The 13576-nt window shown below is 39.6% G+C and carries 10 protein-coding genes and 1 other RNA gene; 1 reads left to right on the forward strand and 10 read right to left on the reverse strand.

Annotation, left to right across the window (positions count from 1 at the left end; genetic code table 11):
* Window positions 1-200 precede the first annotated feature (200 nt).
* The 10 genes from PSV17_RS01395 to PSV17_RS01440 form a co-directional block, all read right to left on the reverse strand.
* A complete protein-coding gene (locus PSV17_RS01395; RefSeq protein WP_300478834.1) occupies window positions 201-659 on the reverse strand; it encodes a hypothetical protein in 459 nt (152 codons plus the stop codon).
* A 142-nt stretch (window positions 660-801) separates the two neighbouring features.
* Window positions 802-1809, reverse strand: a complete 1008-nt coding sequence (locus tag PSV17_RS01400; RefSeq protein ID WP_300478836.1) for a hypothetical protein — start codon at window positions 1807-1809, stop codon at window positions 802-804.
* Window positions 1810-1867: 58 nt separating this feature from the next.
* Entirely contained in the window at window positions 1868-3547 is a 1680-nt protein-coding gene (locus tag PSV17_RS01405) for a class I SAM-dependent methyltransferase (RefSeq protein ID WP_300478838.1), read from the reverse strand.
* Window positions 3548-3602: 55 nt separating this feature from the next.
* The gene (locus PSV17_RS01410) at window positions 3603-3989 is read right to left on the reverse strand and encodes a tetratricopeptide repeat protein (RefSeq protein WP_300478841.1); all 387 of its coding nucleotides are present in this window, start codon (window positions 3987-3989) and stop codon (window positions 3603-3605) included.
* Window positions 3929-4132, reverse strand: coding sequence for a hypothetical protein (locus PSV17_RS01415; RefSeq protein ID WP_366910268.1), 204 nt, complete (start codon window positions 4130-4132; stop codon window positions 3929-3931). The genes PSV17_RS01410 and PSV17_RS01415 overlap by 61 nt, the downstream gene beginning before the upstream one ends.
* A gap of 180 nt (window positions 4133-4312) precedes the next feature.
* Window positions 4313-4438 (reverse strand): adenylyltransferase/cytidyltransferase family protein, encoded by a 126-nt coding sequence (locus tag PSV17_RS01420; RefSeq protein WP_300478844.1) that lies wholly within the window; start codon window positions 4436-4438, stop codon window positions 4313-4315.
* The gene (locus PSV17_RS01425) at window positions 4438-8265 is read right to left on the reverse strand and encodes a tetratricopeptide repeat protein (protein ID WP_300478846.1); all 3828 of its coding nucleotides are present in this window, start codon (window positions 8263-8265) and stop codon (window positions 4438-4440) included. The genes PSV17_RS01420 and PSV17_RS01425 overlap by 1 nt, the downstream gene beginning before the upstream one ends.
* Window positions 8266-8540: 275 nt before the next feature.
* Entirely contained in the window at window positions 8541-9188 is a 648-nt protein-coding gene (locus PSV17_RS01430; protein WP_300478848.1) for a response regulator transcription factor, read from the reverse strand.
* A gap of 457 nt (window positions 9189-9645) precedes the next feature.
* Entirely contained in the window at window positions 9646-11124 is a 1479-nt protein-coding gene (locus PSV17_RS01435) for a sensor histidine kinase (protein WP_300478850.1), read from the reverse strand.
* A gap of 172 nt (window positions 11125-11296) precedes the next feature.
* Window positions 11297-13210 (reverse strand): GGDEF domain-containing protein, encoded by a 1914-nt coding sequence (locus tag PSV17_RS01440; RefSeq protein WP_300478853.1) that lies wholly within the window; start codon window positions 13208-13210, stop codon window positions 11297-11299.
* A 201-nt stretch (window positions 13211-13411) separates the two neighbouring features.
* Here PSV17_RS01440 and ffs point away from each other — a divergent pair.
* An RNA gene (gene ffs, locus PSV17_RS01445) (signal recognition particle sRNA small type) lies at window positions 13412-13508 on the forward strand.
* Window positions 13509-13576: the final 68 nt, after the last annotated feature.

Raw genomic sequence — 13576 nt, forward strand, 5'->3', positions numbered from 1 at the left:
CGCAGAGGAAAATCTCTTTTGTGCATAACCGACTCTCGTTTTAAAAAATTTAGCTGAACAGATTTAACTGTTAATGGAGTGAGTAAAAATGACTAAGAAGAAAGAGTGTTGAAATCCTACATAAGGTTATACACCTTTAATTTATACCAGCATGTATTTAAATTATTAAATCCACCTTAATGAGCTAGACTTAACTATGATTACTGGCTTACAGCGTCATCATAGATTTCTTCTGATTCATCAGCCATGGAATTCTTCCAATTAAGATACACATTAACACCTTTACGATTAACGATTTTAACTGTTTGAGTTTTCATTACACCATTATGTTGGCTCACCACTTTGTATGTACCGTTAGTTAATTGCACAAATAACATTGGTCCTGCATCTTCCACTTCTAGTTTGATGTTGCCTTTTTTATCGGTAATCGTTACTGCAACATCAGTGATCGATTGTCCTTTTTTACCTTCAGAAAAATACAAACGTAAATTATAGTCCCTAGCATGCAAGCGCATGTCGTCAGCTTCTTCTTGACCTATACCACCATTAAAATAAGTAGGTTGGTCTGGATTAGTCTCATCAGCATATACTGCATTTGCAATAAGAAATATTGCTGCCATGCCTATTAAACCCGTCAATAAACTTTTAAGTATTTTCATCACTTTATGCTCCTAAAGTAATACAAAATCATCGCAAAACCGAAAAATCGTGTGATAAATATACCTAAGCGGAATCAACAGTTCTGTGCGTTAACGAACATTAGATAATATTAAAGATATGATACCAAACAGCTAGATTAAACTAGGATAATCGAAAAAATTGCAGTGTTTTTTCAAGAATATTCTGTGGAGGAATATCCATGCAGGCAAAGTTAATATTTTCCACACATTGATTTTGGTAACAATACTGGCAACTCGTCACTTTTTCAATAACCAATTGCGCACCAAATACACTTGGGGGCAGCGCGCCAGGTATCATCAAGGATGGGCATCCTACTAACTTTGCCAACCATTGTGTTGAAGTTGCAACGGTAATTAATAAATCAGTTACTTTCAAGCGTGCTAAAGTGGTTTGCATAGGCACGCTGCCATCAAACTGACTCCAAACAAAGAAGCCTGCCTGCTCTAACAATGATTGCAAAACTTTACCGTGCGCATATTGTTTACTAGCCTTACTGCCAGATAATGAAAGCGCAATAATAGGTTTTGTTTGCGCCTGTGACTTAAAGGCTAAATCAGGTTCAACAAAAAGTGAAATATCAACCTTTTGCTCAAACCCGCAGCAATGCTGGAGATAAAATTCAGGATACGTGGTGTTTGAATATTGATTCCACCACGGCGTGCTCCAATCCGCCATATTCGGATAAGTGCTAGCAAGGTAGAGATTTGGCGTTTGAAAATAAGACTGAGTGAATGTATTACGCTCAATCTTATATAGCAAAGCCTCCACGGAGTAATCGATGAAATTACCTTGTACATTAGCGCCAGAGTCTTTTAAAACCCGCGCGAGAAAGCAAGGCATAAACCATGTATCTAGATTAATAATCAGGTCATAGTTTTGCGATATAACGACTTGCGCAATAGCCATAAAGCTAGGAATCGCTTTATCAATATCCCCAGGCCACTGCTCGGCGTTTACAGCAAGTACCGAATTTACTGTGGGGACTAGAGACATTAGCTCTACACCTGCTCCATAGGTCAACACATCGACTGTAGCATCAGTATGTTGCTGATGAATCATGCCGACTGCAGGAATCAGTATGGACGCAACATCGCCAAAACCCATCATACGAATAATGAGAATTTTCAATTAACTAGACTCATCAGCACTTTATGAGGCGATTCTATTAGTCAAATATCATCGCTAATTAAGAGAAAAGCTGTCTGATAGGTAATACCGCCACATCAAGCTCGGCCGTCAGACCATTCATCACATCCGATGGTAAATCCTGGGTTTGATTCTGGAATGCATTGAAAATAGCTAAGAACAAATCTAAGTCGTCAGCACTCAGATTCATGCCGTGCTTTTCCATAATTGCCATGGTTAAATCATAAAGTTTTACAGGCACATCGCCAGCGGGTCTTGCACAGCTTGTCATGCGGTGTAAGGTTAAGAATAAACCTCTAAATACTACAAACTCAACAGGTAATGCCGTTGAGAAATTCCACTCTAAGTCAAAGAAATCGCCTCGACCTTTATTATTCACCACTAAATTGGTTGGCGTTGCATCAATGTAATTAGGGGGTAGTAACTGAGAAAAATGCTGCAATTCAGCAATAGTCGCATTAGTTGGCTGTAAAGGCGAGGCGCGCAATGCGTCAATCCAAACGCCTGTCCATTTACTCAACTCTGAAAAGCTCCAGCCTGGTCTATTTACTAGTAACAACAGTTCATCAAACCATAATTTACCCGTTCTGTAAGGGCCTAAATCCCATTTGGCTGAGGCTAATTTACCAGTATTACTCACGTATCTGGTTTGCGTCATCAAACTGCCATCTTTAAGCGTAAATTGCGTTTCTTTAGCAAATTTCGCTGGTCGCTGACCTCCGTAATGCGCCGCCAAAATATTATCTTGGGTTGTTGCCGCAGTTTTGCGTACCGCAAATAAGAAAGAGTTAGCAACATCCTGCGCTAAACCATTTCTACCAATGACGCCCCAAGCACACTCTAATGAGAAAGTGGGGTGTTGAGGACGCTGACGATCATGAATCACCGCCCCAGATAAAATTGGGGATGCATCCCAACCAGCTTCAACACTAGCGTCTTCAAAACCTTTTGGGTAAATAATCGATACTGGAGTTTTATAGTCTGGCAGCGGCACATATAAATCAACTGATTCAAATCCTGCACGGTGAATATGTTGAGTTAGCTCTTTACGACCAAATGTAATCGCTGATTTGTCAGTATATGAGTCATTCACGCCAAACATCACACGGCCAAGATGGTCTTCAGGAGAACCGCAAAAGTATTTAAGACCAAGCTGATTTTCAATCGCTATGATTAATACGCCATCGTCTTTTAAAAAGGATTTTGCCAATTTCAATAAGTACTGAACTGGGTCAGGCTCATTGATATACACCTGTGAATATTCCAGCACACCAATTAAAGTCACTACATCAAACTTTTCATCTGGCTTAAAATTCTGAATCAGATCAGCAATGACTGTTACGTTTTTAAGTTCCGCACAACGATTGCCGATGATACGCGCACGATCTGCACTACCTTCGACCGCAACGACCTTACCGCCTAACTCACCTATAAAACGTGTAATAGCGCCACAACCAGCACCAAGCTCTAAGGTGCGCCCTGTTGATATTTGTTTAACAAATGGTCGTAAGATATTCGCGCGTAGCGGTGTTAAATGATAATAAGTTGGCCAGTCATCAGCTTGATTAATCAACTCCGCAGAAAAAACACCTCTATCCTTAGAGTTTTTAATAATGTTATATATTTTATTTTGCGCATCACCAGAATCTTTATAACCAAAATCATCCTGACTTTTAGGATGATAATAATTGTCTGTGCTGTTGTACTGATAGTCGTTCATCAAGCTGCTCCGTGTACTATATTTTTTTGGTAGTTTATTGATTAATGTTAAGTTGTTAAGCGCTCATAGAGAGACTCACATCATGCTCGTACTCAGAACCTTGTTCTGCTGATAATAAAGCTTCCATGCAACTTCTAATCGCAACAATTTTGTCTTGCGATTTCGGCACATGGCGGCTTAATTGCGCTAAGTTAAACAAAGCCATATCTGGCTGATTTGCAGCGCAATAAGTTTCAATCAAATTACTCAATGGAACTACTGGATCTGGCGCACGTTTGACAGCATTTTCCAGTAAGAAAACGGCATCTTCAAGGTTACCTTCACTAAACATCATTGTGCCCAAGTCATTATTATTTTCCACTGTTGAAGCCTCAATTTGAGCTAAAGCACGCACCACACGTTTTCGCAAATCACTACTGCTAATGCCCTCGGTACGCGGCAATACCAGCAAATGCTCTGGACTAATTGGGTTACTATTGTCATGCCATGTACTAATAAATCTATATTGTGTTGATCAAGAAACGCCTCATCAATGAGCCAATTACAAGGCACAACTTCATCTACATACTTAATAGCCTCAAGTATCTCTCGTCTTTCTTCAAAGTTAAGCTCAGATGAATAACCCTTTTTAGTGCTATTTCATCGTCTGTTGTTAATGCCACGATGACCGTACCAAGTTTTTTGGCTGCTCTTAGCAAGCAAATATGGCCGTAACGAATCAAAGTTGCCGACATATCGACCATGATTCTTTTAGGTTTATTGAGACTAGCTAACTCTGGAATCCGAGAGCAAACCAACGGTAACATCGCCATATTTTCTGGCTTGCTCGATGATGTTGATATGTCCATGATGCAGAATATCAACCGTCATGCCAATGTAAACGGTTGTCATTAAGAGGTTTCCTTTAATTCATGCTGAATTTTTAAGTTAAGTATTTTCTTGGTCACTGTCGCAGGCGCTTCTTTGCTTAAACGCAAATTGTCCTCATAGGTCTGCATATAATCTGCCGCCAACATTTGTGCTGTTTCCGCTCTCAGGCCATATTTTTGCCCCAACTCTAAAGCTGAAATAGCGGCTTCTATTGGACTAGACTGCATAATTGCATCGATATAACTGACCCAGTATTGCTCATTGTCTGGCTGAGCTTGCACTGCAATTTCAAACCTTGGCAAAGCAGCCTGAGCGCCTTTTAGATGCGTCTCTATCACACCCAAATGATGGTTTGCATCTGCGTGATTAGCTTGAATACCCAAAATTTCAAGATATAGCATTTCAGCCTGTTCTATTTGACCTGCGTCTTGATGCTTTACCGCCATCTCTAATACTTCATTGATAACCTGCTGTAACTCTTGATTAACCTGAATACCAACATCATTTGCTACCGTATTGTTTGTCATTGCTGTATCCAGTTGAGGTGCTTCCCATTTATTGATATATTTTTGATGTTTTTCTCGCCATTGTGGCGTGCCAAAAGCTCCTGCGCTTTGATGGGTAAGTTTGATTAACCATGTGCCCAGCGTTAAGCCTGCTTGCCTTGCTGTACGACAAAAATCCAAATCATAAAAATGGAAATCAAACTGATGATCAAATTTAACTTTTGCTTCAATTAAACTAGATTTTTTAGCCGCAAGAAAAACGCCGTCCAATAACTCACATGCGGCTGGAGCCTCGCCAAAAACTTCCACGGTACCGAATGCATTTTTACTGTGCGCAACTTGACCGCTTAAATTGGCTTTATCGTCCCAAGTGAAATTAAGGTCTACGAATGCCCAAGCGGGTTGGTTTGGTAGTTTACGTTTGTTGCCTGCAATCCCAATCACATCAAACTTCTCTAAGCCTTTATGCACTGAGTCGGCGAAGTTTGCCTCATCTATCCAAACGTCATCATGAATAAATATTAACGTTGCATCTTTGTCTGGCTGCTCAATTCGGTCATTAAATACTTCGGATAAACCACGAGTGTTCTCAAAAGAAATATGCGCACTTAATCTGGCATCTTGTTTAAGATGCCGTTTTAAAGATAGACCTAAAGCTGATTTAGCCCAGAAATCCGTTTCTGAATAGCGCGTAGCGCTGACAACTTCAACATCGAGCTTTATTGGCTGCTTAGGATTTTTGTCATGCTCAGAGTCTGTTACCAGCTGGTTTTTACCAAACTTGCATTCCAACCCCTGACTCTCAGCCCACATTTCCCATAGCGCTTTTTCCATGTTCTTTGCAAAACATTGTGCGTCAAATAATGGCGAAGCTAACACCTGCGCTCTTAAGCTTGACCTTAAATTAGCAAGTTGACTTAAATCACCACAAAATGCTTTAGCCTTATTGATATATTCAGACTGACTTTCTGCAACCCAATCTGAGAGACCCGCCGCTGTTAATAAGCTAGCGCCTTGACGCGCAATTAGGCGGTCACCAGCAAGCGTCAGCGTCGGAACGCCCATCCATAAGGCTTCACATGTCGTTGTGCCACCATTGAATGGAAACGTGTCAAGTATCACATCAACTTCATGATGTGCTGCTAAATAAGCCTCTCGCGTTACGGCTCCTAACAAATTAACTCTGTTAGCTTCAATGCCGCGTTTTTCTAATCGATTTTTTAGGTCTTTGGCTACTGCCGCATCACTGAAAGATTTATATTGCCAACGCAACCGACTATTTGGCACCGCAATCAAAACTTCTGCCCATAAATCCAGCACTTCATCGCTCACCTTCGCCATATTTTGGAAGCAACCGAATGTAATCAATTGATTATTAAGTGCTGGCAAAGCTGAAACCGAGACCTCTGTGTCAGGCGCGGTAAAACACAATCTAGTGTCTGGTAAATATTTAATTTTTTCTACAAATTGAGAGCGATTACTCTCAGGAACGCCAACTTCATCTGCAATGAAATAATCCATCGCAGTTAAACCAGTCGTCGCAAAATACCCAAGCCAGCTGACTTGCAATGGTGCTGCCTTCCAAGCGAAAATAGGTAATCTCGTACCTGAACTATGCCCTGATAAATCGAGCAACACATGCAAACCATCATTATGAATAAGTGCTGCCGCCTCACTATCATTCAAGCCTACCAGTGACTTCCATCCAGAAAAGTAAGGTTTAAGATTTGCGGTCACTTCATCTTCTTGATTACTCGTTGAATAAGCAATGAGCTCAATACTAGAAACATCGACATGTTTAACGAAATTTTCTAAAAAGTAAGCCACCACATGTTGACGTAAATCACCTGAAACCAACCCTACGCGTAGCTTTTCTGCAGTTGGCTCATGCAACCAGGAGGTAAATGGCGCTTCTACTTTTGCAGATATTCCAATGCCATATTGACGAGCTTTTTCCAAACAATCTTCCACACTATAATCTGCAGAGTAATTCATTGAAAATAGCAAATTACTCTGTGCATCGACATTATCGGGCTGAATTTTCAAAGCCTGAACACAGACCTTTTCAGCCTCTTTAATGCGGCCCTGCGCTAAATAGTTAACGCATAAATTAATGTGTGCATTGATAAACTGTGGCGAAAGTGCAAGTGCTCTTTTTAAATAGGCCTCAGCTCTGGTGAGTTGGCCTATAGTATTTAACGTGACACTGAAATTACTCAGGGCAGAAATATTGTTGGGATCTAATTCAAGAGATTGCTCGAAAGCTCCAACTGCTTCTATAAATCTACTTTGACTATCTAAAGCCAAGCCCAAGTTGTTATAAGCATCGACGTAATTCGGTGTGATTTTCAAGGCATTTCGGCAACATACCTCAGCATCAACAAAACGACCCAACTCTCTGAGTAAAACAGCCAAATTACTATAGGTGACAGCGCGCAAAGGGTCTATTTCCAGCGCTTTCATATAATAAGATTCTGCTTCTACTTTTCGCCCAGAGTCCTTTAACAAAATGCCAAGGTTATTGTAAGCTGGCACATATTCTGGATTAATCGCGATTACTTTTCGATAGCATTCTTCTGCTTTGATAATATTGCCAAGCTCTTTTAACGCAACGCCTAAGTTGTTTAAAGCATCGGCATGATCTGGTTGTATTTCAATGGCTTTTTGATAACTAACAATGGCATCTTGCAGATTACCCAATGCCTTGTAGCATGCTCCTATATTTACATACGCAGAAACAAAGTCTGCCTGAACTCTTATCACCTGCTGATAATGCTTAATGGCCTCTTCATAACGCCCTTGCTCATAAAGCATCTGCGCTAAGCTAATATACGTTTCTGTGTGTTTTGGATTTATTTTTAATGCCTGTTGATAACTCGCTTCCGCTTCTGCCAATAATCCCAACTCTTTGAGAACGCTACCAAGATTGTAATAAGCTTGCGCAAAGCTTGAATTGAGTTCAACGGCTTTTTTGTAGCAATCCACCGCTTCACTAAGCAGTTGCTGATCATAATAATAATTGCCCAAGTTATATTGAGCTTCACTGTCTTTGGGTGAGTATGCGGCTGCGCTCTTTAAAGCCACAGATGCTTTTTCAAGTAAATTTTGATCTTGATACAGAGCGCCTAAGACCTTCCAACCAAATCCATCAGTTGGGTATTTTTGCGTGAGCTTAAGCGCAAGTTTCTCACTTTCTCCCAAATGCCCATGATTAAATTTTGCGACCAATTCATTAATTTCTGAATGCGTTGGTTTAGCTGTACTTTTAACGCCAGCAAAAGTTTTTCCCGAATTTTTCTTAGTATTCAGATCTGACTTATTGTTGCTCTTAGAGGCACTCATCGCCCACCCTTTTTCATCATGCATCATCTAACAGAATCATTAACAAACTGACTAACTGCGGTATTGATTAGCTAAACGATTAAAACTAAAGTTTTAAAACGTTTTTGCCGTAATGATGACATTATCGAAAATAATGCGAGTGCTAGATGTGTGAAATAGAGGGATAAAAGTAAGCTAAATTAACTTTAGCCAAATACTGCTGTGCGGAAGTTTTTGACAGGCTCTTTAATGCAGATTTGATTTGCTAAGTTAACCAGCCGAACTGATTCAGTAAACTAATCGACCAAATGATTTTTAATTGCGTAATGGGTTAATTCAGCATTGTGGCGCAAATTCAATTTTTCAAGCAGACGAGTACGGTACATACTGATAGTTTTTACAGATAATGCGAGCTTCTCGGCAATTTCACCCACAGAAAAGCCCGAGGCTATCAATGTCATGGTTTGAAATTCACGATCAGAAAGGCTTTCATGTGGCGCTTTTTCAGTTTCCATGCCGACCTGGTTGGCTAAAATCTCCGCGACTTCTGATGAGATGTATTTTTTGCCTTTAGCCACCACACGAATAGCATTCACCAGTTCTGACGAAGCCGTTTGCTTACATACATATCCCGCAGCGCCTGATTTTAGGGCACGTACAGCATATTGATCTTCTCTATACATAGATAGCATCAACACCGCAATTTGATGATTGACATGTTTAATATACTTCAATGCATCCATACCACTGCGATCGGGCATGGCAATATCCATCAAAATTACATCTGCTCCAGGGAGACAACCTAGCTTGATAGCTTCAGCGGCATTCTCAGCTTCTGCAATTACCACAATATCATCTGTTTCGGCCAAAATCTGCTTAAGACCTGCTCTTAAAATGGCATGATCATCGGCAATAATTACTTTAATTTTGTTACTTTTCGTCATGCTGATATCCGAGCAAATAATAGTGATAATGACAAACTTGATATTCAAAACAAACTTTAAGTAGTCAATCTAAGGATTTACAAGCAAACTGTGTGCCAGCCAAGGATTTGAGGCATTTGAATTTAAAACTCAATGTTTGACATGGAGTAATTGACTACGTATACCGAGATTACTCATGCTTATTTGAATACTAATTGCACAACTATACGACACAATACAAAGCGCCACAATGGCCTTGCAACAGTTTCTACTATTAAAAATTACGCTGCTTTTTTTATTGCATCTATTCAACCTAAAAAATACTATAATTTTTTAGGGCTCAAATAGGTGGAGGGTAATTAGTCGTAATTTGAACGAAATATGAAAAAGTGACGAATTCAATATAAAAGTGACGCAAGTTAGACTTAATTTATATGCTGAAACCTAATTTTTAGGAATTATGAGTATTGATTATTAACTACTCAGTTGGTAAATTAATAGTTATTACCGTGCCCTGCTTATTAGACTGTTGCACTGAAAATGTACCGTGCAATGCAGCAACCCGCTCACGCATACCTCGCAAACCAAATGAATTGGATTTCAAGGTGTCACTAGATTTAATTCCCACGCCATTATCAGTGATCATCAAAATAATTTCATGCGCAAAAGCGCTCAAATCCACATCCACATGGGTAGCTTTAGCATGCTTCGCAATATTGGACAATGACTCCTGAAAAATTCTAAACAGAGTGATTCCTTGATCAGTGGACACGGGAATTTCTGCCTGATTACATGTGAATTTACAGCTTAAACCTAGCTGCTTTTCAAACTCTTTGGCTTGCCACTCTAAAGCCGCAACAATACCCAAATCTAAGACATTAGGTCTTAAATCACTAGAGATTCTATGAACTGCATCAAAAGTACTATCGAGTATAGATTCCAAACCTTGCGCCTGCTCAATAGTTACATTCTGACCTTTTGACAGTTTGTTAATAATGGAAGAAAGCCCCATTTTAATGGCAGTTAGATTGCCACCGAGGTCATCATGAATCTCCCGCGCGATTGCACTTCGCTCTTGTTCTTTAATTTTTTGCATATGGGCGGTTAACTCTACAAGTTCGCGCCTCGACTTTTCAATCTCATGCTTAGCATTTTTGCTTTGCGTGATATTGGTCATAATGCCTTCCCATTGCACCACACCAGTACTTAACATCCTTGGCACAGCTCGCAAATCAAGCCATTTATTATCTTGCCAACCATCAATCCAAACTTTTCCCTCCCAATTCATCAAACTAAGATTGTTCATTGATTGTTCAAGAAGTTTACGCAACATGCCCCGATCTCGTGCATTCATCATGGAATATAACAAGCTTGAATCTTCTTTTAGATCTTCTGCATTTAACCCAAGTAAAGCTTTGCAACCGTCGGTAAGATGGATGAATTTCATTTGACCATTACTGTCCAATTGAAATTGGAAAACTAGACCTGGAGTATTAGCAACCATCGTTTGAGAGCGTGTTTCATTTTCAAATAGCTCTTTCTTATCGCTGGCTTCGCCATCTTCATGGTCTGCTGTAGTTTCGGCAGCATCATTTTTAATGATTAACATAAAGTCTTGTTGAGCTGACTGTAAAACCTTAAGCCGCAACTTGTTCTGCTGAAGTTTACCAATCATAGACACGTGCTCTTGTAATAATTCAACAAAATAGGAATGATGTCGGTGGCTTTGCGCATGACTTTTTAGCGTGCTTTCACTCACGCCAAATAAACTAATTAAATCATGCTCTTTCAAACTATCAATATCGAAAGCGGTATTCTTAAGTGCACTATCACTCACATAAACCAGCTGCATAGAAGATACATTAAGCACATATACCTCCTCCGTCACGCCAAGTAATAGGGCGTCTAATAGTAAAGAAGTGTCTGGTAGTAGAGAGGGGGTTGGCAATTGAGACAAATTAGAAACCATTTATAAAGTATTTACACATTTAAATATTATCAGTTAAAACTCATCCTAATTCAAATTTGACTACAATTGCTAAATTATTAATTTAAACTCAAATATACTTTTAATGCTTGAATTTAATAAGATAAATTCAGCAACCTATAATAAAGTCGCGAATAGGAAGCTACTGGTTTTTGCGAGATTTTTCTAAATCAATTTCAGTCATAACACGATTTTTACCAGATTTTTTAGCAAGATACATCGCTTGGTCAGCTCTATTCAACACGGTGGCTTGCTCTTCCGCTTGCCTAAATAAAGCTATACCCGCACTAAAAGTGATTAACAATCGTTCATTATTACCTAAAAAGAATTGTTTGGTCAAAGCACGCTGTAGTCGTGAAATACTCTCAACAGCCTCTTCAATACTAGTGTCTGGCAACAATATGACGAACTCTTCCCCGCCAAATCTGGCAGTAATATCGGTGGGGCGTAAAGTTTCTCGTATCACTTTAGCTAAGTGCTGCAAGGCAGTATCACCCACGTGGTGACCATAGTTATCATTAAAATGTTTAAAGTTATCAATATCTAGCAATGTCACACATAGTGAGTTAGCACCACGTTGTGCACGTGATATCTCTCGCAGCATAGCTTCATCTAGACCGCGTCTATTAAGTACGCCAGTCAGTTGATCTATTGATACTTTTTCACTTAATTCAGATAACTCAGCCTGTAAATGTAGTATTTTCTGTTGCGCGACCTCGACATCTGCACTCTGCTGCATCATTGAGTCCCGAGATCGCACAATATCGGTTTGCATCGTATGCGTATCTTTCATTAAACCTTCTAACAAAATATTAATTTGTGCAATATCCTCTGCTTCCTCCAACTTATCAGCATACTGTCCTATTTTATTTTGGTAAGTATCGGTCGAGTTAGTCATATGGCTAAGGCGGTCAACAAACGTAGCAATCATACTTTTGAATGCATTTTTAGCATCAGCCAAACTATGTTTAAGCATGCCTTGCTTAAAAATGACTTCTTTCAGACTTTTCTCTGCATCGACAATCAATGCTCTATCTAAGGGGCCCGATATGATGGTTTGTACTGTAGTTACCTGTCCGCGTACCCATTGATCGTCTGCAACTAACTCACCAATATTATCAATTAGCAATTTAAGTAAACTCAATAAATCTTGCTTAATACCCTCCTCATTTGCGCCAATTATCTCGACTCTCACCAATAGTGCTCTAAATTGCTTAACGATAGCTTGCCACTCTTTTAGTTTGCGTGCCTTTTCAGACAGAGAAAATATCTGCTCAGCCTCCTCTTTTAAGTCTGGATATCCATCTAATCGCGGGATTAAACCGTGATTAAGTGATTGCTTTAACATATCTTGCAATGCTCGAAATGTTTCTTGAAACTGGTCTGGCTCATAACCAGGATGAAGGATTTCAGACAATGCCAAACTTGATGAGATTAAATCAGAATTTCCCAAAGCTGGTGTTTGAATATCTGAGTTACCTAAAAGGTTACCTTCCAAATTAAGCGGCTTAATTTCTGGTTTAAGGTCGGTTGGTGCCAAAACTTCAATTGCTTTAGAACTAGATGCGTCTGCAATACCATACTCTTTCCAGTTTTTGGTCAGGGCCTTTAATTTTTGTGCTAAAAGTGGATCGTTACCAAAGTTAATAAGCAGTTTTTCTAACGCTTCTTTTTTTCTAGCTACATCTAAACCAACTTGCTTTGCATCCCATTGTTGAACAAGTTCTCGAATAGCATCTGGCCATTGCTTGGATAAGGCCACGTTGGCATCCATGCTGTCGTTCAATAATGCTGGTAAGTCAGCCCAGTTTTCCTGCTTTAATAGCTTATCCCAACGACTAATCCATTTACTTTGTTCTGTGGTTTCATTTGGCAATTGCTTAAGTACTTTTCTAATGGCTACTTCAGCAGTTTCTTTTGCAGTAATGCCCGCTATTTCATTATATATAAGCAGGTAATTATCTGGTGTAGGAACAACGCGGCGCAATGCCATTTGCTTAAAGGTTTCACGCGCTATATCTAGCGGTGCTAGTTTAGGTTTACTTGGGTTAGCCATGGCTTGGTTAATTGATAATTTCTATATTAAATAAATTTAATGAAAGTTTATTTATTACAATTTAAAATTGATATAGCTAGCATTTTCCAACTTATGTAAAAAAATCAAATGCCAACTTAGGAATGCTTTTATCTGTCTATTTTAAAAAATATTCTTTGAAGCTTTGCTGATTATGCCTCAAAGTATTGTAAAATTGCGTTTGGCGGGCCTCCCCGCATTGTGAAGTAGCCAATCTGGTCAGGTGCGGAAGCAAGCAGCCACAACTATTAAGCAAGTGCCGGGGTAAGGGCTCGCCTCTTTATTTTGGGCAGCCTAGATTTTTGGCCAACCTGATTGTTGCTACATGTGAATTACATTGCGTAATCT

Source organism: Methylotenera sp. (genome assembly GCF_029946165.1).
Lineage (GTDB): Bacteria > Pseudomonadota > Gammaproteobacteria > Burkholderiales > Methylophilaceae > Methylotenera.